A 25,437-nucleotide genomic window follows, 5' to 3' on the forward strand; every position below is an offset into this window, starting at 1 on the left:
TCAGGTTGTTTCACGTGAAACCTTCTCGATCGAAACGTATCCTTCAACCGTACCAGCGGACCCCCTCTCTGCGATGCGGGAGATCCCTCGGGTATGCGGCAATTCGGGCGCCCGTTCATCTGCGGGACAGGAGCCGATTGGCGGACTGTCAGCCGTGACCAGTGGCCTACCGACGCCCTTCTGCAGGACGCAGCGCCATGTCGTCGCGCGCCCGTCAGTCACGACACCGGGAGGGCGCTGAGCGGGCACTGGGTGGCCGTTCGATAGCCCGCCGATACGCGACTGAGCGGAGCCTCTCCACGCCTCACCCGCGCGCGACGAGAGTCCGCGTGGGTGTGGCATCCTCGCCGGCCACCGGTGGCTGACATCGTCGTCGGTTGGACGCGCCAGGTGTGCGTAGGCGGTCGGAGCTCGACAACATGTCGCGTCATCCATCCCGTGAGGCGTCGCCAGAAGCAGCCCGGCACCCAGCTGGATTGCCGGGTTCTGCACATGGTTATCCACAAGCTATCCCCATGTGGATGTAGCTGTGGATAACTGCCGTGGAAACTGGAATGCGTCAACACGCCCGGGATGCAGTGCTGCACCACCGGAACGAAATTCGGTTCGCTCGCTCACGCAGACTCACGAGCCGTAACGAAATTCGATCCTCGAGAACCCCGGAAACACGGGAAAAGTGGGGGTCAAATCGGCAGGGGCATCAGTAGCCGCATCATGTGGCGGGAACTCGCGACGCTGAGGATATGCACATATCTCGCGGATGTACAGCTCGCATAACCGTTCCGTTGCGCCACACGAGCCTGTGGATGAGGGTGTGGATTGATTCTCGATTCCACAGAGTTATCCACAAGTCGACGAGCCCGCTGTGGACACTGTGGATAGCTCTGTGAGCATCCACCGCCATGTGCGTCGGACGGCGCCGTGTCCGGACGTGACACATGCCTTCACACCACGGGGGAGTGTGTGGCACGGTGCTCGAACCCACCCTCCAGTCCAGAAACCGCATGAGTTGCCCACGGTGCCACCCGGCACCAGGTGAGCTACCGCCCCAGATTCCGAGGTCCGCCTCTCCATCACGAACCCATCGATGCTCGCAGACTGGGAGCCGGGAAGAGATATGTCCGCCCTTGTTTGACTCAGTGTCGCTAATGCCGGACCGACCCCACTCTCCGCCAGCGTTGCCCACCACATGAGGGGGTGCAGCCCCTTGCTACTCGCGCTTCACCTCAAGCAGCCCCACACCCACGCATATCCAGAACAGCCAATGTGCCGACCACTGTTGCGTCTCGTATCCCCGTACGGCGTCACGCCGACAGCACGGGGCGGAGTCGACTACTCAAGCGTGCGATGCCGCAGTCACGGTGGCTCTGACAGCACCATTCTGAAAGCACGAACGCCACCACGGACTCTCGCGATCACCGCAGGCTATCGGCAAGAGACATGAGGTCGGATATGGCGCGGAGCGCACGGGTCCAACGCGTGCGGCTGTATCTCTGACGCGCAACGGGATTGGTCGTCGAGGCGCCGAGCCGCTGCGAACTATGTACGAGTGTGAGCAGCAGGCGCACTCTGTGCGCCCATCTAGGTCGTCCCGCTGGTACCGCGCCACGCACCAGCGTGCTACAGAAACGCGCGACGCGCGCGAACGGCCTGGCGACACGTTTCACGTGAAACGCTCGGACCGAGTGGTTGAAGAGGAAGAGGAATGGCGGGGGAGGAGGGGTGGAGAAATGGAAGAGGGAAAGAGAGATGTGGCGCGGAGGTGAGGGGATATCCACAAGTCCAACGGTTGCCGGACGAGCGTCAGGCCCGACGTGCCCCATGAGTTCACGCCACACGCCGCCAGGTCACCGCGCGGGCCGAATTGACCCGTGGTGGCGCGTGGCGCCGAGGGCCCCAGGGGCGGGCTTCCCTCCAATGAACACCGGATAGGTCTCCAGCTCCTCAGCGCGCCGGGTGACACCGAGTGCATGTTTCACGTGAAACATGAAGAGGCTTGTCTCCGCTCACGACGGGTCACGGCGGCGGCGCGGCGACCCGGCGCCTGGTCACCGGTTCATGCTCAGAGTGGCTCATGGTTCAGGAGGGTTGGATCCTCACGCAAGAAGCCGCAGATGCCTAGCCGATCGGAACTGAGGAGATATGGCAATAGGTGGGGGAGGGGAGGCTGTGACAGCGCAGCGGCAGCGGCAGCGGCAGCGGCAGCGGCAGCGGCAGCGGCAGCGGCATGTTTCACGTGAAACGGTCGCTCGAGCGACCACTCATTGAGGCCACGGTCGCGACTTCGCCGCGATACTGATCTTGACGTCAGGGAGCCGCCCATGCGGCTTCGTTTGGACCGTTCTGCGCATCCCGTCGACTTGAATGCTTACGTCGTGCGACTGAAGTCGGTCATGTCCGCGCGACACCCACAGGAGCGTTGCCGCTGTATTGGGACATCCGGGCATCGCGCCGCATGTGAATGAATCGGTGCCTGGCCCACCGACATCCGCCGCGGGAACACTGCGGTTCTGTCCCGTGCTCCAGCCCGGGACGGCACCCGCACAACCAAGAGACAGTCCAGCACAAGGCTGGGCCTGGATAGTTTCACGTGAAACGCTGCATGAGATCAAGGTCTCGGGGAGTGTATCCGGCAGCGCGGCCGATGTGTGACGGAATCGACGCAATAGAGAGCCCGGGAGCCCGGCAACCACCTCGCCGAACTCACTGAATCAACCGCGTGGGACAACGCGTAGCCCCGCAATCAACGCATGGTGCATCTGCACCACACGCAGAACTGTGTCGAACGGGCCCTCGTCCCAAGGCTCGGTAACGCGGCTCCCCGAACCTTCTGTGTCACTCGAACAGCCCGAACCACACGCGTGTGCGGGTGCGCATCTGGCTCATTCAACACTCCAGCACCATGCGCATCACACTCACCACCTCACACCGATCGGCGTGCCACACCGATCAACACACCACCGCGTCCGCAGCGGGCGCAGTACCAGGAACACCCCAGCAGAAACCGAGAGAAGCGGCAACAGCAATACCGACACCGGTAATCACCGTCAGCACCACCAATAGGGCGGGCAGCACACCAGCCACGCCGGCGGTCTCGCCCGGTCCATAGGCCCCTCGCCCACCGCTCAGTCGTGGACCACCCGCCCTCAGCGCACGCCGAACACTGGCTGCCCCTCGACTCCACCGCAACATGCCGACCCCATGGCAACTCACGCCCAGCCTGTCTGAATCGTCTTCGATAAACAGTGGACCACATCCACTCCGCCCAGAAGCTGTGGTGCTCAACGAGTCGAACTTCGTTCGAATGGGACACGCGTTATCTCTCTGACAGCGACCTTGCATCAGGAGGAGTTCACTGCCCAATCTGTCAGAGACCGACATACGCGCCGAATGAATGCCGAGTCCCCGAAGTGCGCCACCAACGACAAGCGCACGTCCACACGACGAAACAGTCTTCCTCCCGGCTTCCAACTGCGTCACCCGGGGCGCCCGAGCTCACGCGAGTCGACACCCGCCCTACCTACGGAATCTCACACCACACATCGTCCAAGCGCGCCACAACACATGGTGCGGATCCCTGGAATCGAGGTGCCCGACCACCAGCATCGGGCGGAATCCGTTCAACCGGACCAAAAATCGCCCAAAACCGGTCCGAAAATCCGGCGGAAACCTGACATCGGGGAGCAGAGAATGGCTCCTGACGAACCAAATCACCCAAAAACAGCCGATGTTCGAACGCCGATTCGTCAGGAGCCAACGTGTCAGACGTCCAGAATCGACGAGTTTGACCCTCCAACACCGATGGCTAGCTCGAATGGTCGGCGCCCTCGGACGCAACAGCACTGCAACCTGAACAAGAAGCCGGTGAAAATATGCAAACGTTACGTATATCAGGCGCGTAGAAGCGGTCCAATGAGCACACCGCTGACCAGGAGGCTACGCAGCCAACTCAACACCAACCACGTAACCACATCCTCGATTGAGGGCAGCCGCCGACCGATTGAAATGCGCGTCGTCAGCTCGACGGCGTCGTTTCTCGCGGAGCACGTACAGTACCCAGGATCACGCGCGTTGGTTCAGACAAGACGCCTTCACCGAGGGTCTCGACCGAGACATCGCTGACCTTGTACTTGCGGAGCTCCTTCGTCGACGCATCGACCTCGGCTTGAGCGCCAGCGCCCTTCATCAGAACGAGCTGTCCACCATCACGCAACAGGGGAGCGGTGAGGGGGAGGAGCTTGCGAAGCGCGCTGACCGCACGCGCGGTGACCTGATCGAGCGGATCGCTCAACCGCGCCTCTTCTGCGCGAGCGCGTGTCACCGTCACGTTCTGTAGACCAAGCTCAGCCACCTGATCATTCAGCCAAGCAATGCGCCGCTCCATCGGCTCGATGAGCACGAAGTCGACGTCAGGACGGGCGATCGCCAACACCAGGCCCGGGAGCCCGGCGCCGGAACCGACGTCACCCACGCGACCCGGCCGCAGCAACGGGGCGACGATGGCGCAGTTCAGGATGTGGCGCGTCCACAGGCGGGGGAGTTCGAGTGGACCGATCAGGCCCAACGTCTCGCCGTGGGTGGCAAGGTTCATCGCAAAAGCGCGACCCCGTTCGATCTCCGACCCGAACAACAGCGCCGCTTCAGCGGGCTCGACTTCGAGGGAATCCAACGGGGTCCCGGTTTCACGTGGAACGTCGCTCAAGAGCGGGTGATCACGGTGTGGCGATCGCGGCCCTCACCGTGCGACTCGGAAACGAAGCCGCGGCCGGACACGACATCGTGGACCAGCTTGCGCTCGTAGCTCGACATCGGGGGGAGTGCGGCTTCGGTCGACCCGGCTTCGAGACGCTCGATGGCCCGGTCGACGAGTGCGCCGAGCTCCTGCTGGCGAGCCTCACGGGACCCGCCGATGTCGAGGATCAACCGCGAAAATCCGCCAGTGCGGTTCTGAACTGCGAGACGAGCAAGCTCCTGCAACGCGTTCACCGTCTCGGGACGGGACAGCAGACGGAGGTTGCTGTCGGTGGGGGAGTCCACCGACACATAGGCGCGACCGTTGCGGGCATCGATGTCGATGTCGCCGTCGATGTCGCAGATGTCGAGGAATTCCTCGATGTAGTCAGCGGCGACGTCGCCTTCTTCTTCGAGCTGCGTGATCGTGGGTACGTCGACCTGCACGTCGGCCAGTTCCTGGTCAGTCACAACTACTCCTACTTGTCTCGTCCGTCGGTCTGCTGCTTCTTCGCACGGGCCTTGCCCATGGGCTGCTGACGCTGGGTGGTCTTCTTCTGGTTCTCGGTCGTCTCGTTGACAACGATGATCTCACCGTTGGGGTTCACCAGCTTGCCCTTGCGAGCAAGGCGTTCTTCACGAGCCTTCGCGGCCTCTGAGCCGGGCGTCGGCATGTTCCGGATGACGAGGAACTGCTGGATCATCGTCCAGATGTTGGAGGTCAGCCAGTAGAACATGACACCCAGCGGGAACGCGAAACCGGAGAAGAGGAAGACGAACGGGAGGATGTAGAGGAGGATCCGCTGCTGCTTGAACTGCGGGCTCGCCTTGGTCTCGGCGGACATGTTCTTCGAGACGATCTGCAGCTGGGTGATGAACTGCGACGACGTCATGAGGATGACCATGATGCCGGCGATCACAACAACGGCCCAGTTGACCGGAGTCATGGCGAACGCGGCCTGCATGCTGGTGTGCAGCGGCGCGATGCCGAAGAGGTTCGCGTCACCGAACTGGACGGCGAGCGTCGCATTCAGTGGACCGACGCCGGCCTTGCTCTTCTGTGCGTCGTTGAGCACGGAGAACAGGGCGAAGAAGATCGGCATCTGCACGAGCAGCGGCAAACAGCCGCTGACCGGGCTTGTTCCATGCTTCTTGTAGAGCTCCATGGTCTCGCGAGACATCGCCTCACGGCTGGCCTGGTCCCGCTTGCCCTTGTACTTCTCCTGCACCTTCTTCATCTGAGGTGCGATCTCGAGCATCTTGCGCTGGCTCTTGATCTGCTTGATGAACAGCGGGATGAGCGCGGCGCGAACGACGAGCACAAGACCGACGATCGACAGCACCCAGGTGAGGCCGGCCGCGGGGTCGAGGCCGATTGCCGTCCACAGGAGGTGCCAGCCCACCAGGAGCAATTCGACCGCCCACTTGAGCGGCCAGAGAAGTGTGCCGATAATGTCCATCGTGCGGGTCAGCCCTTTCCGTGGCTCGGGTTCACAACAAATCCGTGTGGCGTCACGCTGTAACGGAAATTCTTCTTGGGCGGCACTTCATCGAAGCGTGGGGCGGCCCAGGGGTGGCAGCGCGCGATGCGCGCAGCTGCAAGTGCTGATCCGATGACGACGCCGTGCTGCTGAACAGCACCCAAAGCGTACGCGGAACAGCTGGGATAGTACCGGCAGACATCGCCGTACAACGGGGAGATCGCAGCACGATACCCGCGAAGGGCCAGAACGGCCGCATTTCGCGGAGTCAGAACAACGGCTGAGACCAGGGTGTTCATAGTGTCGATCCACTCACTCGGATCGCTCCGCTCTTCAGCAGAGAACGGTGGACCTCTGCATCGAGATCCGCCCACGGTGCGGTCGCCGAAGGCGGCAACGCGCGGATGACAACATCGACGCCAGGGGACGCCGAAGCCAGCCTGCTGTGACAGATCGCCTTCAAGCGGCGTCTGACCAGGTTGCGTGTCACGGCGTTCCCTACGGTTTTCGCGACAATGAACCCGAAGCGCGGCGTACCGCCCTCCGGGTTCTTGCGTACGTACAGCACGGTGTTCGCCCCGACGAACCGGGCCCCGCGACGAACTACCCCTCGGTAGTCGTCAGCGGCGGTGATCCGGTTCGCCTTGGTGAGCACCGGGTTCTACGCGGAGAGTTCCGTGCGACCCTTGGCCCGGCGGGCCGACAGGATGGAGCGGCCGGCACGCGTACGCATGCGCAGACGGAAGCCGTGCTTCTTGGCGCGACGGCGGTTGTTCGGCTGGAACGTTCTCTTGCTCATAATTTGATCTCCGGATCATGACTCACCACTGCACAGGTGGCAGCAGGGTACGGAAGGGTGCCCGCAGGCAGAAGTCAACTGATTAAAGCTACGGCCTACGTCCTGATAGGTCAAACCGGCCACACGCAAAAGATCGATTATCCACAGGATTCTCACAATCGCTAGCAGTGACACGCGGCCCGGTCGTACAGTGATTTGGGACTCGGGCTTCCTGTTGTTACCGTGAGTGCTCGGGTTATGCACAGAGAGCGGTCCAAACCGCCAAAAGCCCCGGAATCTCAGGGGACTCCCTGTGGATGAACCTGTGAGTAAACGTGGGGAGAACATGTCGGACGCCGATGATGCGATCGCTGGGACCTGGCAATCGGTGCTCGAGATCCTGGCGGTCGACGACCGCGTCACACCGCCGCTTCGAGGTTTTTTGAATCTTGTCGTCCCCAAGGGGATTATGGGCGGCACGTTCTATCTGGAAGTGCCGAACGACTTCACGATGGGCATGCTGAATCAGCGCATGCGTGCACCGATCGTCGCAGCGCTGTCGACCATCACACCCGAAAACGGCGGCCCGGTCGGCAACTACGCGATCGTGGTCAACCCGGAGATCGTGGAAGAGCAGTACGACCAGAGCTATCAGCCGCAGGATCCTGCGCCGCTCGAGTACGCGCCGCAGCCTGAGCTCACGCCGACCCCCACACTCCCCGCAAGGGAGAACGACACGAGGTTGAACCCGAAGTACAGCTTCGACAACTTCGTCATCGGGCAGTCGAACCGGTTCGCCCACGCTGCAGCGGTCGCCGTGGCCGAAGCACCGGCGAAGGCGTACAACCCGCTCTTCATCTACGGCGACTCCGGACTGGGCAAGACCCACCTGTTGCACGCCATCGGCCACTACGCCATGAACCTGTACGCCGGCATCCGCGTCCGGTACGTCTCGAGCGAAGAGTTCACGAACGACTTCATCAACTCGATCGCCAACAACCGCGGCTCGTTCTTCCAGTCCCGGTATCGCGACATCGACATCCTGCTGATCGACGACATCCAGTTCCTGCAGGGCAAGGCGGAGACGCAGGAAGCGTTCTTCCACACCTTCAACACGCTGCACGACCACAACAAGCAGGTGGTCATCACGAGCGACCTGCCGCCGAAGGCGCTCACGGGCTTCGAAGAGCGCATGCGTTCGCGCTTCGAGTGGGGTCTCATCACGGACGTGCAGGCGCCCGACCTCGAAACCCGTATCGCGATCCTCCGCAAGAAGGCGCAGAACGAGAAGCTGCACATCCCGGACGAGGTGCTCGAGTTCATCGCCACGAAGGTGTCGAGCAACATCCGTGAGCTCGAGGGAACGCTCATCCGCGTCGTCGCGTTCGCAAGTCTGAACCGCACGGCCGTGGACATGAATCTGGCGCAGACGGTGCTGAAGGACGTCATCAGCCTCGACGACGACAACGTCATCTCGCCGATCGACATCATCAACACGACTGCCGACTACTTCAAGCTGACGGTCGACGACCTCTACGGGTCGAGTCGCTCGCAAGCAGTGGCGACCGCCCGACAGATCGCCATGTACCTGTGCCGTGAGTTGACGAACCTGTCACTGCCGAAGATCGGCCAGCTGTTCGGGAACCGCGACCACACGACGGTGATGTACGCGAATCGCAAGATCACGGACCTCATGCAGGAGAAGCGATCCATCTACAACCAGGTCACCGAGCTGACCAGTCGCATCAAACAGAAACTCAGATACGGCTCCTGAGCGCACAAACGCTCCTGACGAACGTTTTCGGGCCTTCGCGCGACCATCGGTCGCCGAAGGCCCGATTTCGTGTTCTGAGAGGCGCTGAGCCGTTTTGGAGCTTTTTCTGCGCCTGAACGAGTTTCCACACGTCGGTGTTCACACACTGTGGATAACTTGTGGATAGATGTGGATGAATCACGACCGCTTGTGAGTGAATCCTCGGGTCGGGGCCTCCGGGACCACATGCCGACTCCCCAGTTCCCACATGGGTTCTACAAGTACCATGCCTGTAGTTCCCAATGATTCAGCGGGTTCGACAGAGTTATCCACAGTTTCCACACCGGTTAAGACTGTTAACCGTTAATTAATCGATCTCACCGTCAAGCAACCTTTCCCCAGTCGGGGTCCTCCACAGGTGTGGAGGCGTTCTGGGAGGGGACTCCCTGACCGCACTCCTATCTGCACCCACTAGCATTGGTGACGTCATCGTGTACCTGAGGACAGGGGTCTTGTCGTGCGATTCAGCGTCAACCGGGATGTATTCAGCGAGGCGGTCTCGTTTGCGGTGAAACTTCTCCCGCAGCGTCCGACCCTGCCCATTCTGAACGGCATCCTCATCGAGGCGACCGCAGAAGGTCTTGTGCTCTCCTCCTTCGACTACGAGGTCTCCAGCCAGACCGAGATCATCGCCGAGGTCGAGGAAGCCGGTACAGCACTCGTCAACGGACGACTCCTGTCCGACATCGCAAGCCGCCTGCCGAACGCGCCAGTGCGGTTCAGCAAGGAGGACAACCGCATCCAGGTGTCCTGCGGCTCCGCCAACTTCACGCTCGGTTCCATGCCGGTCGAGGAATATCCGACGATCCCGCAGGTCGACGCGGACTTCGGTCTCGTTCCGGCGGAGGAATTCGCAACGGCTGTGAGCCAGGTCGCGGTCGCCGCGAGCCGTGACGACGTCACCCCCGTCATCACCGGTGTGCAGCTCGAAGTCTCCGACACCAGCCTCAGCCTCGTCGCAACCGACCGCTACCGTGTCGCCGTCCGCGAGATCGACTGGGACGCCGGTACCGGGACGGGCTCCAGCGAGACCGTCACCGCGCTCGTCCCGGCGCGGACGCTGCAGGAGGTCGGAAAGACCTTCGGCCACAGCGGCAACATCAACGTGGCCATCACCAACCGCGACGACCGCGAGCTCATCGCGTTCCGCGCCGACCGCAAGACGGTCACATCGCTGCTGATCAAGGGCAACTTCCCTCCCGTCAAGCGGCTCTTCCCCGAGGTCGTGGACAACTACGCGATCATCAACACCGCGGAACTCATCGAGGCGACCAGGCGTGTGTCGCTCGTCCTCGAACGAGAAGCCGCCCTCCGATTCACCTTCACCATCGACGGCCTCACACTCGAGGCCATCGGATCCGAGCAGGCGCAGGCCTCGGAGAGCATTGACGCACTCCTCACCGGCGACGACATCGTGCTCTCACTGAAGCCGCAATTCCTGATCGACGGCCTCACGGCCGTCAGAAGCGAATTCGTGCGGTTCTCGTTCACCAAGACGGAGAACACGAACAAGCCCGGTCCGATGCTCATCACGAGTCAATCGTCAAAGGATCAGCCGGGCGCAGACAGCTACAAATACCTGCTGCAGCCCAACCTGCTGCTGCGCTGACATACGAAGGATCATCATGCACATCGGACTCATCGGTCTCGGCAAGATGGGCAACAACATGCGTGCCCGCTTGCGTGAAAAGGGCATCGAAGTCACCGGCTTCGACCGCAACCCCGAGGTGACCGATGTGGCCACCGTCGCGGACCTCGTCGCAGCACTGCCCTCGCCCCGCACCGTCTGGGTCATGGTGCCGGCCGGCGCCATCACCGACTCCGTCGTCGAAGAGCTCAATGAGCTGCTCGACGAGGGCGACCTCGTCATCGACGGCGGCAACAGCCGCTTCACCGAAGACTTCAAGCACGCGGCACTGCTCTCGAAGAAGGGCATCGACTACATCGACGCCGGCGTCTCCGGTGGTGTGTGGGGCCTCGAGAACGGCTACGGTCTGATGGTCGGCGGATCGGCCGCCCAGGTCGAGCGCGTGATGCCCGTCTTCGACGCCCTGCGCCCGGAAGGCCCCCGCGAGGAAGGCTTCGTCCACGTCGGCGAGGTCGGCGCAGGCCACTACGCCAAGATGGTGCACAACGGCATCGAGTACGCCCTCATGCAGGCGTACGCCGAGGGCTACGAGCTCCTCGACGCACGTTCGGACATTATCAAGGACGTCCCAGGGACGTTCAAGGCATGGCAGCGTGGAACGGTCGTCCGCTCCTGGCTGCTGGAGCTCCTCGTCCGCGCCCTCGAGGAGGACCCGGAGTTCGAGGACATCGAGGGCTACGTCGAGGACTCCGGCGAAGGCCGTTGGACCATCGAGGAAGCCATCGACAACGCGGTTCCGGTCCCCACGATCTCCGCGTCGATCTTCGCCCGCTTCGTCTCCCGTCAGGAAGACTCGCCCGCCATGAAGGCTGTTGCAGCACTGCGCAACCAGTTCGGCGGTCACGCGGTCAAGAAGGCCGAAGACTAAGCCCAAGCGCACTACCGGGATCCCGGTTCCTGAGCTGTTCGACCCTTCGACAAGCTCAGGGACCGGGATTCTTCGTTTTGCCATTGGCCACAGCGGTCCCTGAGCTTGTCGAAGGGTGAAGGGCGAAGGCCGTCGGCGGCTCACGGTAGGGTGACGTGGTGATCGTGCGGCATGTGAATCTCACCGACTACCGCAACTATGCGGCGGTCGACGTGGCTCTCGAACCCGGTCCCAACCTGTTCGTCGGCCGCAACGGCCAGGGCAAGACGAACCTGGTTGAGGCCATCGGCTACCTGAGCACCCTCGGTTCGCACCGCGTCTCCTCGGATCAGGCGCTCATCAAGCACGGGGCCGATGCCGCCATCATCCGCATCAGGATCGCGCACGATGAGCGAGAACTCCTCGCAGAGGTGCAGCTCAATCGAGGCGCAGCCAACCGGGCACAGGTCAACCGCTCCCAGATCAAGCCGCGTGAACTCCCGCGGTATGTGTCGACCGTCCTGTTCGCGCCGGAGGACCTCCTGATCGTCCGTGGGGATCCGTCCGCCAGGCGTCGATTCATCGATCAACTGCTCGTGCAGCGTGCTCCGCGGCTCTCCGGGGTCATCGCGGACTATGAGCGGTCGCTCAAACAGCGCAATTCGCTGCTCAAGTCGGCCAGAGCCCGTGGGCTCAAGCAGGGGCCGCTCGCCACGCTCGATCTGTGGGACGAACGGCTCGTCCAGTACGGTTCCGAGATCATCGCCGAGCGGGTGAGGCTCGTGCGCAAACTCGCTGAGCCGCTGCGCTCGGCGTACACCGCCGTCGCCGGCGACGATCACGGTCCGATCCTGCAGCCCGTGCTGAGCATCGCGGGATCAGACGCGGAGGACGATGCAGCGCCCGCTGATTCCAGGCAGGGCGCCGGTGACGGGCCCGCATCGACAGCCGACTTCGGTGATGTCTCCGTCGTCGCCGAGCGGTTCCGCGGCGCACTCCTGGAGAAGCGGGCCGCGGAACTCGATCGTGGTCTGACGCTCGTCGGACCGCATCGCGACGACGTGTTCTTCGGTCTCAACGGTCTTCCGGTGAAGGGGTATGCGAGCCACGGCGAGTCCTGGTCGTTCGCCCTCGCCGCGAAACTGGCCTCTGCAGAACTCCTCCGGGCGGACTCCTCGCTCGGTGACCCCGTGCTCATCCTCGACGACGTGTTCGCCGAGCTCGACAGCCGTCGCCGCACGCGACTCGCGGCCGCCGTGTCCGACTACGACCAGGTCATCATCACCGCGGCGGTCTTCGAGGACGTCCCCGTCGAGTTCCGCGCGCATGTCGTGCGGATCGAAGCCGGACGTATCATCGAAGCAGGCGCAGCGGCGGATCCTCAGGTCGCCGAGCAGTCGACGGAACGCGAGGAGTCGAGCGATGAGTGACCTCGGACGCCCCGCACGCGCGGACGACGGTTCAGCGGAGCTCGCCGTCTCCGTCTACGGGCGCTTCAAGGACCTCTTCGGCGGTGAACGCGTCGGTCGCGACCGTGCCCGCCGAGAGAAGGCGGCCGCGCGCACGGTGGATTCGGTCCCGTACGGTCCGGGTCGCGACCCGAAGGGCCTCGGCGACGTCTTCGAGAACCTGACCACCCGGCTCGGATGGGACTCGCCGCTGGCGCAACACGATCTCCTCGCCAACTGGGCCGTGGTCTCGGGCGATGAGAACGCTCAGCATTCCGAACCGCTGTCGATCGCTGACGGCGTGCTCGTCGTGCAGTGCGATTCGACGGCGTGGGCAACGCAGTTGCGCCACATGCGTCACGACATCCTCGTCCAGATCAGTGAGCGGTACCCCCAGGCAGGCGTCGAGTCGATTCGATTCCAGGGCCCCGGTGCACCGTCCTGGAAAAAGGGCCCCAGGTCGATTCCAGGGCGCGGTCCACGCGATACTTACGGCTAGGAAGGCAAATTCGGTCCCGGGTGCTGAAAAAGTGTCTCAAACGGGCGTTTTCCGGCCAGTTGACCACCCATTTTTGGTAGGATGGGGAGGTCGAATATCGACGGTTTGGAGCACTCTTCCCTATGACATCAGAACCGAACACGCACGCCCAGGACAACGACTACGGCGCAAGTGCCATCCAGGTTCTCGAAGGTCTCGAAGCCGTCCGGAAGCGGCCCGGCATGTACATCGGGTCCACCGGCCCTCGTGGTTTGCACCACTTGGTCTACGAGATCGTCGACAACTCGGTCGATGAAGCCCTTGCCGGCTACTGCGACAAGATCCTCGTGACGATCCTCGAGGACGGCGGCGTCCGCGTCATCGACAACGGTCGTGGCATCCCGGTCGACATCCACCCCACCGAGGGCATCTCCACCGTGCAGCTTGTGCTGACGGTCCTCCACGCCGGCGGCAAGTTCGGCGGCGGCGGATACGCGGTCTCCGGTGGTCTGCACGGCGTCGGCTCCTCGGTGGTGAACGCGCTCTCGACCAAGCTCGAGGTCGCAGTGCGTCGTCAGGGATCCGTGTGGCGTCAGAGCTACCAGCACGGTGTGCCAGACGCTCCCCTCGTACAGGGTGAGGAGTCTGAGGAGACCGGCACCACGATCACGTTCTGGCCGAGCGCCGAGACGTTCGAGACCACCGACTTCGACTACGAGACGCTGCGCACGCGCTTCCAGCAGATGGCGTTCCTCAACAAGGGCCTCCGCATCGAGCTCTCCGACGAGCGTCCCCTGCGCGACGCCATCGAGATGGAGGACGAGGACGACAACTCGGCCGCCCATAGCCAGCGGAAGGACGTGTTCTTCTACGAGCGCGGCCTCACCGACTACGTCGAGTACCTCAACAAAGCGAAGCGCGCAGAGCTCGTCAACGACGAGATCATCTCCTTCGAGTCGGAGAACTCCGAGCGCAAGATGGCGCTCGAGGTCGCGATGCAGTGGACCACGGCGTACAACGAGAGCGTCCACACCTACGCGAACACGATCAACACCCACGAGGGCGGCACGCACGAGGAAGGCTTCCGTGCAGCGTTGACGGGTCTCGTCAACCGCTACGCGCGTGACAAGGGCATCCTCAAGGAGAAGGACGACAACCTCTCGGGCGACGACGTCCGCGAGGGCCTCACCGCCGTCATCTCGATCAAGCTCTCCGAACCGCAGTTCGAGGGCCAGACGAAGACCAAGCTCGGCAACACCGAAGCGAAGGCGTTCGTCCAGAAGGTCGTGAGCGAGCAGCTCACCGACTGGTTCGACCGCAACCCGAACCAGGCCAAGGAGATCATCCGCAAGGCGCTCCAGGCCGCCACGGCACGACTCGCGGCCCGCAAGGCGCGCGAGACCGCTCGTCGCAAGGGCCTCCTCGAGGGCGGCGGCATGCCTGGCAAGCTCAAGGACTGCCAGTCGAAGGACCCGTCGATCTCCGAGATCTTCATCGTCGAGGGCGACTCCGCAGGTGGTTCGGCCGTCCAGGGGCGCAACCCGGAGACGCAGGCGATCCTCCCGCTGCGCGGCAAGATCCTCAACGTCGAGAAGGCGCGTCTCGACCGCGCCCTCGCCAACAACGAGGTCCAGGCCATGATCACGGCCTTCGGCGCCGGCATCGGTGAGGACTTCAACCCGGACAAGGTGCGGTACCACAAGATCGTCCTCATGGCCGATGCCGACGTCGACGGCCAGCACATCACCACGCTGCTGCTGACGCTCCTCTTCCGCTACATGCGTCCGTTGGTCGACCTCGGCTACGTGTACCTGGCCCAGCCGCCGCTGTACCGCCTCAAGTGGTCCAACGCCGAGCACCAGTACGTGTACAGCGACCGCGAACGCGACGCCATGCTCACCGACGGCATCGCCGCAGGCAAGCGCATCCCCAAGGAGAACGGCATCCAGCGGTACAAGGGTCTCGGCGAGATGAACTACAAGGAGCTGTGGGAGACCACGATGGACCCGCAGACGCGGACGCTCCTGCAGGTCACGCTCGACGACGCGGCCGCCGCGGACGAGATCTTCTCGACGCTGATGGGCGAGGACGTCGAATCCCGACGCACGTTCATCCAGAAGAACGCGAAAGACGTGCGCTTCCTCGACATCTAGGGCGATCTCGCCCATCCACCGGTCACTGAGCTTGTCGAAGTGATCTAGACGAACACGACACAGCCCTTCGACAAGCTCAGGGAACGATAGCGAGAAGACATGGCAGACGAAACGAACGACGAGACCACCGAAGCAGAGGGGCACGGCATCCACGGGCGCATCGACCAGGTCGATCTCCAGCTCGAGATGCAGCGCAGCTACCTCGACTACGCGATGAGCGTCATCGTCGGGCGTGCACTGCCCGATGTCCGCGACGGCCTGAAGCCAGTCCACCGTCGTGTGATCTACGCGATGTTCGACGGCGGCTACCGCCCCGACCGCTCGTTTTCCAAGTGCGCCCGCGTCGTCGGCGACGTCATGGGACAGTTCCACCCGCACGGTGACACGGCCATCTACGACGCCCTCGTCCGCCTCGTGCAGCCGTGGAGCCTCCGTTACCCGCTCGCGCTCGGCCAGGGCAACTTCGGCTCGCCGGGCAACGACGGCGCAGCAGCCCCTCGGTACACCGAGACCAAGATGGCTCCGCTCGCCATGGAGATGGTGCGCGACATCGACGAGGAGACCGTCGACTTCCAGCCCAACTACGACGGCGAATCGGAAGAACCCGTTGTGCTGCCGGCCCGCTTCCCGAACCTGCTCGTCAACGGTTCCGTCGGCATCGCGGTCGGCATGGCCACCAACATCCCGCCGCACAACCTGCGCGAGGTCGCCGCCGGCGCCCTGTGGCACCTCGCCAACCCTGAGGCGAGCCGAGAAGACCTCCTCGAAGCACTCATCCAGCGTGTGAAGGGACCCGACTTCCCCACGGGGGCTCAGATCCTCGGCGTCAAGGGCATCCAGGACGCGTACCGCACCGGTCGCGGCTCCATCACGATGCGCGCCGTCGTCAGCGTCGAAGAGATCCAGGGCCGCACCTGCCTCGTCGTCACAGAGCTGCCGTACCAGGTCAACCCGGACAACCTCGCGCTCAAGATCGCCGATCTCGTCAAAGAGGGCAAGATCTCGGGCATCGCGGACATCCGCGACGAGACGTCCGGCCGTACCGGTCAGCGCCTCGTCATCGTGCTCAAGCGCGACGCCGTCGCCAAGGTCGTCCTCAACAACCTGTACAAGCACACGCAGTTGCAGGACAACTTCGGCGCCAACATGCTGGCGATCGTGGACGGCATCCCGCGTACGCTCCCGCTCGACGGCTTCATCACGAACTGGGTCACCCACCAGATCGAGGTCATCGTCCGCCGCACGGTCTACCGCCTGAAGAAGGCCGAAGCCCGCGCGCACATCCTCCGCGGCTACCTCAAGGCGCTCGACGCGCTCGACGAGGTCATCGCGCTCATCCGTCGCTCGCCCTCCGCAGAGGAGGCGCGCGCCGGCCTGATGGACCTGCTCGAGGTCGACGAGCTGCAGGCCAACGCCATCCTCGAACTCCAGTTGCGCCGCCTCGCGGCGATGGAACGTCAGAAGATCATCGACGAGGCCGCCGAGATCGAGAGCCAGATCGCGGAGTTCAAGGACATCATCGCGAAGCCCGAGCGCCAGCGGACGATCGTGTCCGAGGAGCTCACCGCCATCACCGACAAGTTCGGCGACGACCGTCGCACGGAGATCATGTTCGGTTTCGACGGTGACATGAACGTCGAAGACCTCATCCCCGAGGAAGAGATGGTCATCACCGTCACGCGCGGCGGCTACATCAAGCGCACACGCAGCGACAACTACCGTCAGCAGCACCGCGGCGGCAAGGGCGTCAAGGGCGCCCAGTTGCGTGCCGACGACGTCGTCGACCACTTCTTCGTCACAACGACGCACCACTGGCTGCTCTTCTTCACCACGAAGGGCCGTGTCTACCGCGCCAAGGCGTACGAGCTGCAGGAAGCAGGACGGGACGCGAAGGGGCAGCACGTCGCCAACCTGCTCGCCATGCAGCCGGATGAGGAGATCGCCGAGATCCTCGACATCCGCGACTACGAAGCGGCAACGTACCTCGTCCTCGCGACGCGCGACGGCCTCGTCAAGAAGACCGCGCTGTCGGAGTACGACACCAACCGTTCCGGCGGAATCATCGCCATCAACCTGAGAGAAGGCGACGAATTGACGTCGGCTCTCCTGGTCGAGGACGACAGCGATGTGCTCCTCGTCTCCCGCAAGGGCATGTCCATCCGCTTCACTGCGACCGACGATGCGCTGCGCCCCATGGGACGTGCCACGAGCGGTGTCATCGGCATGCACTTCCGTGACGAGGACAAGCTCCTCTCCGCCTCCGTTGTGCCGTCGAGTGAAGAGGAAGACCACGAATCCTTCGTGTTCGTCGTCACAGAGGGCGGGTACGCGAAGCGCACGAATGTGGACCAGTACCGCGGGCAGAACCGTGGTGGTCTCGGCATCAAGGTGGCCAAGCTGAGCGACGATCGGGGCGACCTCGCGGGTGCGCTCATCGTCGAAGAGGCCGATGAGGTCCTTGTGGTTCTTGCCAGCGGCAAGGTGGTAAGGTCTGCCGTGGCCGAAGTCCCGGCGAAGGGGCGAGACACCATGGGAGTCGTGTTCGCACGATTCGCAGAGGATGATCGCATCATCGCCTTGGCCAAGAACAGTGACAGGAACCTTGACACCCAAGACACTCCGGACGCTGAAGCGGAAGCTCCAGCACCGGAAGGGGCGGCCTCGGAGAACACCGATGCACCAGCATCGGTCGGATCGGACGCCTCTGGACCGGAGCACACTCCGGTGGAGAAGGAAGAAGTAGATGAGCAGTAGCGTCGCCGAGAAGCTGGCCAAGAAGTCGACCAAACGCACCAGCAGCAAGCAGGTGCGCCTGAAGTTGGTCTACATCGACTTCTGGTCTGCGGTGAAACTGTCGTTCCTCGCGGCCATCGCGGTCGCCGTGGTCATCGTGGTCTTCTTCTTCCTCGTGTACACGGTGCTGAACAGCACCGGGGTCTTCACGAAGGTCGGCAGCCTGTTCACCGACATCGCAGGCCCGGGCAACAACCTGCTGCAGTACATCAACCTGACCCAGGTGATGGCCTTCGCAGGCATCGTGGCTCTCCTCAACCTCATTGTCATCACGCTGATGGGGGCCCTCATCGCGGGGCTCTACAACCTCAGCGTGAAGGTGACCGGCGGCCTCCTCGTCGGTTTCACCAACAACTAGAACCTCGCTGAGACGCTCGATTGGGACTTTCGTCACAAATCCGGTAGTCTCTACAAGGTTCAAACGGGGCTATAGCTCAGGCGGTTAGAGCGCTTCGCTGATAACGAAGAGGTCCCAGGTTCAAGTCCTGGTAGCCCCACGCAACACAAATTGAATACAGTGAAAACGGTTGAGATCTCGCAAGAGATGTCGATCCACCGGATTCATCCGGGGCCTTAGCTCAGTTGGTAGAGCGCCTGCTTTGCAAGCAGGATGTCGGGAGTTCGATTCTCCCAGGCTCCACAGTCGGGCCGCTTCCTTCGGGAAGCGGCCCTTTTGCATTCCCGCGGGCAGCTGCTCTGCCGTTCACGTCCCGCGGGCAGCCCGCGAGTGGGCAGTTGTGGCTGGTCTGCCGGGCTGAGAACCGCCACGAGTGACAGTTCGCGGGAAGAAGATTGGTCGGTGGCGTCATAGATGGGCGATTGCGACGTCTCTTGGGTAGGCCGATGACGGCCAACCCGAATTCTTGCCGCAGAGGAGCGACAGAATGCCCAACGTCACCACCCGAATGTCAGAACGACGCGGCGCCCGAATCGCCGCTTCGAACCCGTCTCGACTGCGAGGTGCGCTGCGCGTCGCCCTCGGTGCCGCTGCCGCTGTGGCGCTCGTCGCCGGCGCGCAGCTCGCGACGGCCGTTCCCGCCTCCGCTGCGACCCGAATCGCCGCCGACGCACCCGCGCAGGTCCTGCCGGTCGCCGATCCGTTCACGGCGCCGAGCTGCGCCGGTACGACCGCAGACGACCCGACTGCCGCTCCCACCCCCGTCACCGACCTGACACAGGTCTTCGGCGCCCGTCTGGCCGCGTACAACGCCGGCTCCGTGGTCCCGCTCTATGACGCGTTCGGCGGAGCGACGGCAACCTATCCGCCGCTCTGTGGCGTCCGCTTCGACGCTGAGACCGGCGGTCCGGTCTCCGAGTGGATGTTCTGTACCGACATCACGAGCAAGGTGTGCGGCGACGTCGACATCGACGGCAACCTCCTCGAGCAGCACGGCGGGACGACGACCATCGTCAACCCGCTTGACACGCTTCCGGTGAACCCGCGTCTGAACGCGGACCAGGAGAAGCTCGTCGCCTACCTCGTGCACGAGGGGCACTCGTACGCCGGCATCGGCGACCAGAGCTGGGGCGGTGTCACCACGGCAGCGTCCGGGGTCGACTCCGACCAGCGTGCGGCACTGCAGACGCTGATCTGGTGTGTGAGCGACCCGGTGTCCGATACGTCCGTGTCCGACTTCGCGCAGACCTGCCGTTCCAACATGGACGCGGCCGAGCAGGCTCGTCTGCTCGCGTTGATCCCCGACGACCCCACCATCACCCTGAGCTTCGATGACAGCGGCGAGGTCCTGAAGGCAGGCGACACCGCTCGCTTCTCACTCGCCACCAACCTGTACAACCAGCCCATCAGCATCGTGGCGAACGTCACCGACGGTGTGACCGTCGACGTCTGCTCGGACAATGCGACGTACGCCGACGGCGTACTGACGGTTCCGGGAACCGACCCGACCGTGCAGACGACGGTCGAGCTGTGCGCGACGGCCGAGGCCGAGGGCACGGTGTCACTCACGGCTTCCGCGCTCCCTGCCTCCACGACCCACATCGGCTGGAACCAGAGCCGTGACAACGCGGACGGCGTCGTGTGCCAGGTGTTCGCGACGTTCCAGGAGCGCGATCAGCTGCGACTGACGAGCGAGGCTTCCGCCGAGTTCGTGGTCAAGCCGACGACGCCCACGACCCCGACCACGCCCACCACTCCGACGACCCCGACGACGCCCGTTCAGCCGCAGACGCCCGACCAGCCGACGCAGCCGAACACCGCAGTCGCCGCGAGCGGCAAGCTGCCCTCGCTCGGGGCGGACGTCTCCCCGTTCGTCATCGGCGGAGCCATCCTGTTCATCATCGCCGGCGGCATCGTCCTGACGGTTCGCAGGGGCCGCGTCGGGACGACCGACTGAGACGCCTGGTGTTGCACTGGGAGGAGCCGACCACTCATGGGTGGTCGGCTCCTCCCGGGTTAGGCTGACGCCATGGATATTCGCGTGGCTGCCTATGCGGTGATCATCGACGAGCGCGGCATGCTCCTGTCGCACTGGAACGAGGGCGGCTACAGCGGCTGGACGCTCCCGGGCGGCGGCATCGACCCCGGCGAGGACCCGGCGGATGCAGCGGTCCGTGAGGTCTTCGAGGAGACCGGCTTCCGCGCGGAGCTCGGTGAGTTGCTCGGTGTGGACTCGCACGTCGTGCCGACGGAGCGACGCATCGGCAAGCAGGAGCACCCATTGCACGCCCTGCGCATCGTCTACCGGGCCAGAGTGACCGGCGGTGCGCTCACCTATGAGCTCGACGGCAGCACCGACTACGCGGCGTGGTTCCCGCTCGAGGAGATCGACGCACTCGAACGTGTGAGCCTCGTGGATGTCGGACGCCGGTTCGCCGGTCTCATCTGACGGCTGCGCGCACCACAACAGCGGCGCGCTCGACTCCGAGCTGCACCGGGCAAAAAATCAGGCGCCTCTGCGATGCAGGGCGCCTGACGTCTCAGTTGGTGGACGGCTCGTCGTCCGCGACCCAGAGCTCGTCGTCCGCACGGAACGTCTGCCAGACCGCATAGGCGACACCGGCTGCCGCGAGGACACCGAGGCCGATGGCGATGACGGCGCCCGCGCCGGGACCGGACTTCTTCTGGGGCACGATCGCCTCGGGGCCGTGCAGTCGACGCAGCGCAGCCTGCACGCGCGTGTCCTTGGCGATGTCGCCGATGCTGAGGACCGTGCCGACGACGCCGCCGACTGCCGGGACCACACCATCGGTGATGCCGCGCTTCACACCGTCAACGGCGCCACGCGTGTAGTGGATGCCGCGGTCGACCGTGGGGACGACGCGGTGCTCGTACGTGTCGCGCACGGCGGGAGCGACCTGCTCCCTCGAGAAGTTGCCCAACTGGCGGCTGGCCTCACGCGCCACGAAGTTGGCGTGATTGAGGACATCCTGCTGTGCTTCCCAGAGGTCGGCGGCCGAACCCTTGAGCTGCTTGAGTTCCTTCGTGCGCTTGCGTGACAGGCTCATGTGGTCATCTCCAATGATCGCGGCAACAACGTAGCCTCCATCTTGCCACTTGAAGCGCTGGATACCACCCGAGAGCGCCCAACCCGTACATATGTCTTGAGGACCCTCGGACCACCCGCGAGTGTCCGACCCGTATGTAAGAATTGTCGGTATGTCTCAGCACACCGCAGTAGCCACGTTGCACACCAACCACGGTGACGTCGTCATCAACCTCTTCGGAGACCACGCACCCAAGACGGTCGCGAACTTCATCGGCCTCGCTACGGGCACCACTGAGTGGGTCGACCCGAAGACCGGCCAGCCCGGCGCAGGCAACCTCTACGACGGTGTGACCTTCCACCGCATCATCCCCGGCTTTATGATCCAGGGCGGCGACCCGCTCGGCACCGGCACCGGTGGACCCGGCTACACGTTCAACGACGAGATCCACCCGGAGCTCAACTTCAACGCGCCGTACATCCTCGCCATGGCGAACGCCGGCCAGCGTCGCAACGCGCTCACGGGCGCTGTCGAGGGCACCAACGGCTCGCAGTTCTTCATCACCACGGACCCGACCCCGTGGCTGCAGGGCAAGCACACCATCTTCGGCGAGGTCGCAGACGACGCTTCGCGCGAGGTCGTCGCCAAGATCGCCGCTGTCCCCACCGGCTCTGGCGACAAGCCGATCGACGCCGTTGTCGTGGAGAGCATCACCGTCACCGAGGCGTAAGCATGTCGGTTCCCCGGGAGACGTCGGCGAACGGCGTCTGCTATCGGCACCCCGACCGTCAGAGCTTCGTGCTCTGTCAGCGGTGTGGGCGCACGATCTGCGGCGAGTGCCAAACTCCCGGGGCCGTCGGCTTCATCTGCCCGGAATGCATGAAGGAGCAGCGTCAGTCCGCTCCCCGCAACCGGGTCGGTGCTCGGATCTCCTCCGAATCACCGTTCATCACCTACGGGATCATCGCCGTCACGGTGTTCGTGTTCCTGCTGCAGCTGATTCCGGGCCTCGGCGTCACGAATGCGCTGCTCTACGCCGGCGTGTACTCTGACCCCGCGTTCGGCCCCATCGAGCCGTGGCGCATGATCACTGCAGTGTTCGTGCACTCGCAGTCGTTCTTCTTCCACATCCTGCTGAACATGTACACGCTGTGGATCTTCGGCCGGATGCTCGAATCCATGCTCGGACACTGGCGATTCCTCGCGCTGTATCTCATCAGCGGCTTCGCCGGTTCACTCGCGGTGCAGTTCCTCGCCGACCCGCGCATGGCCGTCGTCGGCGCATCCGGTGCCATCTTCGGTCTGCTCGGCGCTTTCCTCGTGATCCAGCGTCGCCTGGGCGGGAACACGACCGGACTGCTGGTGCTCCTCGGCATCAACCTCGTCATCGGGTTCATCCCCAGCATCAACATCGCATGGCAGGCGCACGTCGTCGGACTCGTCGCCGGCGCCATCATCGGGCTCATCCTCGTGAACACCCGCAAGGTGTCCCAGAAGAGCGCGCAGGTCGGCGGGCTCGTCGGCTTGAGCGTCCTGCTCGTGGCCGCGAGCATCGTTCCGGCTCTGGTCTAGCCGCGAGTCCCCCTCCCCCGTCTCAGCGGCGTACGTGGACGCTGAGCGCGATCTGTCGTCCCGTCCGGCGATTCCAGAGTTATCCACAGGGTTGTGCACACTGGGGATAATTACACGCCTGTCATTCAGGGAGATCCGCGTCATTCCGCGCCAGAGGCCCGGATACAGAAAACAGCGGGCCGCCCGAAGGCGACCCGCTGTGGAGAACGTGGGAAGTGGTCAGCGCCACCGCGTGGTCATGAGGAATCCGATGAAGGCGATGCCGAACCCGACGAGGATGTTCCAGGGGCCGAGGGCCGCAACGGGAAGCACAGTGCCGCTCAGGTAGTAGACGATGATCCAGGCGAGGCCGAGGAGCATAAACCCGAACATAACGGGCTTGAACCACACCGCGTTGGGTGCCGGCTCTCCGCTACCCTGCTCGGGTTCGCGGCTGGACGTATTCTTCGTGCGTGCCATGGCGAACATTCTAGCGGTTCAGCTGTGGAGACGCCCAAGAGATCGGGTCCAGGCGGTCATTCTCGGTAGAATTTGGACGTGACCGACGATTTCCCGACGCGGAGCGCCTCCCGCGCTGCTGATCGTCGCGCCCAGAAGACGCGCCGACGCGGCAGAGTGACCGTATTCGGTGTGGCAGGCGAGCTCCTCATCACCGCGGGTCTGGCGGTGCTCCTCTTCCTCGCCTGGCAGCTCTGGTGGAACGACATGGTGATGGCGGGCAGTCAGGCCAACGCCGCCAACCAGCAGGCGCAGGACTGGATCGCGAAGGCGTCGCAGGAACCGGTCCCGACACCGACCACCAATCCGGACGGCACCGAGAACTACGGCCCGCCGCCCGTCACGGCCCGCCCAGCCGCAGGGCAGGCGTTCGCGGTCCTCTACATCCCCCGATACGGCGCCGACTACCGTCGTGTGGTCGCTGAAGGCGTCGACACCCAGACCGTGCTCAACAGCTTCCAGCTGGGCGTCGGCCACTACTCCAGCACGCAGATGCCAGGAGAACTCGGCAACTTCGTCGTCGCCGGTCACCGCAGCGCCTACGGCGGCGCCATGCACCTCATCGGCGACTTCCAGCTCGGCGACAAGATCTACGTGCAGACGGCGGACGGCTGGTACACCTACTCGTACCGGAACATCGTCTATGTGCAGCCCACCGGGGTCGATGTCCTCAACCCTGTGCCGCAGACCGATGCGACGCCGCCGACGCAGAGCATCCTCACTTTGACCACCTGCAACCCGCTGCTGTCCACGGCGGAACGCAGCATCGCATACGCGGTCTTCGACTCGTGGCGGCCCACCGCCGCGGGTCCGCCCGCCGAGATCGCCGCGTCCGTCGCGGCAGCTGGAGGCTGAGCGTGTACGGCGCACTGTGGCGGATTCTTCCCGGCCCCGTCTGGCTGCGGATCATCCTGGTCCTGATCCTGTTGTTCGCGGTCATCGCCGCGCTCTTCACTTGGGTGTTCCCTTGGATCGACGGCTTCATCGTGGATCAGAACGTGACGGTCCAGGAATGACCAGGATCCTGGTCATCGACAACTACGACAGCTTCGTCTACACGCTGAACGGCTACCTGCTGCAGCTCGGCGCCCGGACGACGGTGTTGCGCAACGACGCCTTCGCGCCCGAGGAGCTGACAGAACGCCTCGCCGACTACGACGGTGTGCTGCTCTCTCCCGGCCCTGGGAGGCCCTCGGACGCCGGAGTGTCCATCGCGGCCGTCCACGCCGCCCACGCGGCGGGTGTGCCCCTCTTCGGTGTGTGCCTCGGGCACCAGGCCATCGCGGAGGCGTTCGGCGCGACGGTCACCAACGCCGAAGAGCTCATGCACGGCAAGACCTCGCTCATCGAGCACGACGGCAGCAACTTCTACGACGGCGTCCCACAACCGTTCACGGCCACGCGGTACCACTCGCTCGCCGTGGTCGACGACACGGTGCCGGCGGACCTCGTCGTCACGAGCCGCACACAGGGCGGCGTCATCATGGGGCTCCGGCATCGCGAAGCTCCCATCTACGGGGTGCAGTTCCACCCGGAGTCAGTGCTCACCGAGGGTGGGTACCGGATGCTGGGGAACTGGCTCGCCGTCGCAGGGCTCCCCGAGGCGCGGGAGACTGCTGTCGGGCTGAGTCCGCTTGTGAGCTTGTAGGGAGCTGGTTGTCGGGCCCTTCGACAAGCTCAGGGACCGGCGCGGGTGGGCCCTTCGACAAGCTCAGGGACCGGCGCGGGTGGGCCCTTCGACAGGCTCAGGGAC

The 25,437-nt window shown here is 64.1% G+C and carries 23 protein-coding genes and 2 tRNA genes; 17 read left to right on the plus strand and 8 right to left on the minus strand.

Annotation, left to right across the window (positions count from 1 at the left end):
• Positions 1-4,015 precede the first annotated feature (4,015 nt).
• The 6 genes from rsmG to rpmH are packed head-to-tail and all read right to left on the minus strand — an operon-like array spanning position 4,016 to position 7,011.
• Positions 4,016-4,669 (minus strand): 16S rRNA (guanine(527)-N(7))-methyltransferase RsmG, encoded by a 654-nt coding sequence (rsmG, locus tag ACL9RL_RS07640; protein ID WP_422779848.1) that lies wholly within the window; start codon positions 4,667-4,669, stop codon positions 4,016-4,018.
• A gap of 29 nt (positions 4,670-4,698) precedes the next feature.
• Positions 4,699-5,202, minus strand: a complete 504-nt coding sequence (locus tag ACL9RL_RS07645) for a protein jag (RefSeq protein ID WP_422779634.1) — start codon at positions 5,200-5,202, stop codon at positions 4,699-4,701.
• Positions 5,203-5,210: 8 nt separating this feature from the next.
• Positions 5,211-6,191: a membrane protein insertase YidC gene (yidC, locus tag ACL9RL_RS07650; protein ID WP_422779635.1), complete on the minus strand. Its 981-nt coding sequence runs from the start codon at positions 6,189-6,191 to the stop codon at positions 5,211-5,213.
• Between the two features lie 8 nt (positions 6,192-6,199).
• Positions 6,200-6,511 carry a membrane protein insertion efficiency factor YidD gene (gene yidD / locus ACL9RL_RS07655; RefSeq protein WP_422779636.1) on the minus strand — a complete coding sequence of 104 codons (312 nt, stop codon included), beginning with the start codon at positions 6,509-6,511 and terminating at the stop codon, positions 6,200-6,202.
• Positions 6,508-6,867 carry a ribonuclease P protein component gene (gene rnpA / locus ACL9RL_RS07660; protein ID WP_422779637.1) on the minus strand — a complete coding sequence of 120 codons (360 nt, stop codon included), beginning with the start codon at positions 6,865-6,867 and terminating at the stop codon, positions 6,508-6,510. The genes yidD and rnpA overlap by 4 nt, the downstream gene beginning before the upstream one ends.
• Before the next feature lie 6 nt (positions 6,868-6,873).
• Entirely contained in the window at positions 6,874-7,011 is a 138-nt protein-coding gene (gene rpmH, locus ACL9RL_RS07665; protein WP_042541555.1) for a 50S ribosomal protein L34, read from the minus strand.
• Between the two features lie 448 nt (positions 7,012-7,459).
• Here rpmH and dnaA point away from each other — a divergent pair, with 448 nt between their 5' ends.
• The 12 genes from dnaA to ACL9RL_RS07725 all read left to right on the plus strand — a co-directional run bounded on the left by dnaA (position 7,460) and on the right by ACL9RL_RS07725 (position 21,016).
• The gene (gene dnaA, locus ACL9RL_RS07670) at positions 7,460-8,764 is read left to right on the plus strand and encodes a chromosomal replication initiator protein DnaA (RefSeq protein WP_422779849.1); all 1,305 of its coding nucleotides are present in this window, start codon (positions 7,460-7,462) and stop codon (positions 8,762-8,764) included.
• A 496-nt stretch (positions 8,765-9,260) separates the two neighbouring features.
• Entirely contained in the window at positions 9,261-10,412 is a 1,152-nt protein-coding gene (gene dnaN, locus ACL9RL_RS07675) for a DNA polymerase III subunit beta (RefSeq protein ID WP_422779638.1), read from the plus strand.
• 16 nt (positions 10,413-10,428) lie between these two features.
• Positions 10,429-11,319, plus strand: a complete 891-nt coding sequence (gnd, locus tag ACL9RL_RS07680; protein ID WP_422779639.1) for a phosphogluconate dehydrogenase (NAD(+)-dependent, decarboxylating) — start codon at positions 10,429-10,431, stop codon at positions 11,317-11,319.
• A 158-nt stretch (positions 11,320-11,477) separates the two neighbouring features.
• Positions 11,478-12,728: a DNA replication/repair protein RecF gene (recF, locus tag ACL9RL_RS07685; protein ID WP_422779640.1), complete on the plus strand. Its 1,251-nt coding sequence runs from the start codon at positions 11,478-11,480 to the stop codon at positions 12,726-12,728.
• Positions 12,721-13,245 (plus strand): DUF721 domain-containing protein, encoded by a 525-nt coding sequence (locus ACL9RL_RS07690; RefSeq protein ID WP_422779641.1) that lies wholly within the window; start codon positions 12,721-12,723, stop codon positions 13,243-13,245. Before recF ends, ACL9RL_RS07690 begins: the two co-directional genes overlap by 8 nt.
• Positions 13,246-13,367: 122 nt before the next feature.
• On the plus strand, positions 13,368-15,377 hold the full coding sequence (gene gyrB / locus ACL9RL_RS07695; RefSeq protein ID WP_422779642.1) for a DNA topoisomerase (ATP-hydrolyzing) subunit B: 2,010 nt from the start codon (positions 13,368-13,370) through the stop codon (positions 15,375-15,377).
• 99 nt (positions 15,378-15,476) lie between these two features.
• On the plus strand, positions 15,477-18,131 hold the full coding sequence (gene gyrA, locus ACL9RL_RS07700; RefSeq protein ID WP_422779643.1) for a DNA gyrase subunit A: 2,655 nt from the start codon (positions 15,477-15,479) through the stop codon (positions 18,129-18,131).
• Positions 18,121-18,528, plus strand: coding sequence for a DUF3566 domain-containing protein (locus tag ACL9RL_RS07705; RefSeq protein ID WP_422779644.1), 408 nt, complete (start codon positions 18,121-18,123; stop codon positions 18,526-18,528). Before gyrA ends, ACL9RL_RS07705 begins: the two co-directional genes overlap by 11 nt.
• Positions 18,529-18,593: 65 nt before the next feature.
• Positions 18,594-18,667, plus strand: a tRNA-Ile gene (locus ACL9RL_RS07710).
• A 70-nt stretch (positions 18,668-18,737) separates the two neighbouring features.
• Positions 18,738-18,810: transfer RNA gene (locus ACL9RL_RS07715), tRNA-Ala, on the plus strand.
• A gap of 244 nt (positions 18,811-19,054) precedes the next feature.
• The gene (locus ACL9RL_RS07720) at positions 19,055-20,524 is read left to right on the plus strand and encodes a hypothetical protein (protein ID WP_422779645.1); all 1,470 of its coding nucleotides are present in this window, start codon (positions 19,055-19,057) and stop codon (positions 20,522-20,524) included.
• Between the two features lie 72 nt (positions 20,525-20,596).
• A complete protein-coding gene (locus tag ACL9RL_RS07725; protein WP_422779646.1) occupies positions 20,597-21,016 on the plus strand; it encodes an NUDIX hydrolase in 420 nt (139 codons plus the stop codon).
• A 91-nt stretch (positions 21,017-21,107) separates the two neighbouring features.
• Here ACL9RL_RS07725 and ACL9RL_RS07730 read toward each other — a convergent pair whose 3' ends face one another.
• Complete coding sequence (locus tag ACL9RL_RS07730; RefSeq protein ID WP_422779647.1) at positions 21,108-21,635, minus strand: DNA helicase; 528 nt, start codon at positions 21,633-21,635, stop codon at positions 21,108-21,110.
• A gap of 151 nt (positions 21,636-21,786) precedes the next feature.
• Here ACL9RL_RS07730 and ACL9RL_RS07735 point away from each other — a divergent pair, with 151 nt between their 5' ends.
• Both ACL9RL_RS07735 and ACL9RL_RS07740 read left to right on the plus strand, forming a co-directional pair.
• Positions 21,787-22,344 carry a peptidylprolyl isomerase gene (locus tag ACL9RL_RS07735; protein WP_422779648.1) on the plus strand — a complete coding sequence of 186 codons (558 nt, stop codon included), beginning with the start codon at positions 21,787-21,789 and terminating at the stop codon, positions 22,342-22,344.
• 149 nt (positions 22,345-22,493) lie between these two features.
• Complete coding sequence (locus ACL9RL_RS07740) at positions 22,494-23,186, plus strand: rhomboid family intramembrane serine protease (RefSeq protein WP_422779649.1); 693 nt, start codon at positions 22,494-22,496, stop codon at positions 23,184-23,186.
• Between the two features lie 219 nt (positions 23,187-23,405).
• Here ACL9RL_RS07740 and ACL9RL_RS07745 read toward each other — a convergent pair whose 3' ends face one another.
• Entirely contained in the window at positions 23,406-23,645 is a 240-nt protein-coding gene (locus tag ACL9RL_RS07745) for a cell division protein CrgA (protein WP_422779650.1), read from the minus strand.
• Positions 23,646-23,723: 78 nt separating this feature from the next.
• Between ACL9RL_RS07745 and ACL9RL_RS07750 the strand changes: the two genes are divergently transcribed.
• Genes ACL9RL_RS07750 through ACL9RL_RS07760 form a run of 3 tightly spaced genes read left to right on the plus strand, consistent with a single transcriptional unit; the run spans position 23,724 to position 25,332 of the window.
• The gene (locus tag ACL9RL_RS07750; protein ID WP_422779651.1) at positions 23,724-24,539 is read left to right on the plus strand and encodes a class E sortase; all 816 of its coding nucleotides are present in this window, start codon (positions 23,724-23,726) and stop codon (positions 24,537-24,539) included.
• A 2-nt stretch (positions 24,540-24,541) separates the two neighbouring features.
• A complete protein-coding gene (locus ACL9RL_RS07755) occupies positions 24,542-24,700 on the plus strand; it encodes a hypothetical protein (protein ID WP_422779652.1) in 159 nt (52 codons plus the stop codon).
• Positions 24,697-25,332, plus strand: coding sequence for an anthranilate synthase component II (locus tag ACL9RL_RS07760; protein ID WP_422779653.1), 636 nt, complete (start codon positions 24,697-24,699; stop codon positions 25,330-25,332). The genes ACL9RL_RS07755 and ACL9RL_RS07760 overlap by 4 nt, the downstream gene beginning before the upstream one ends.
• Positions 25,333-25,437: the final 105 nt, after the last annotated feature.

Origin of the sequence: Plantibacter sp. Mn2098 (assembly GCF_049319745.1) — a bacterium.
Taxonomy (GTDB): Bacteria; Actinomycetota; Actinomycetes; order Actinomycetales; family Microbacteriaceae; genus Plantibacter.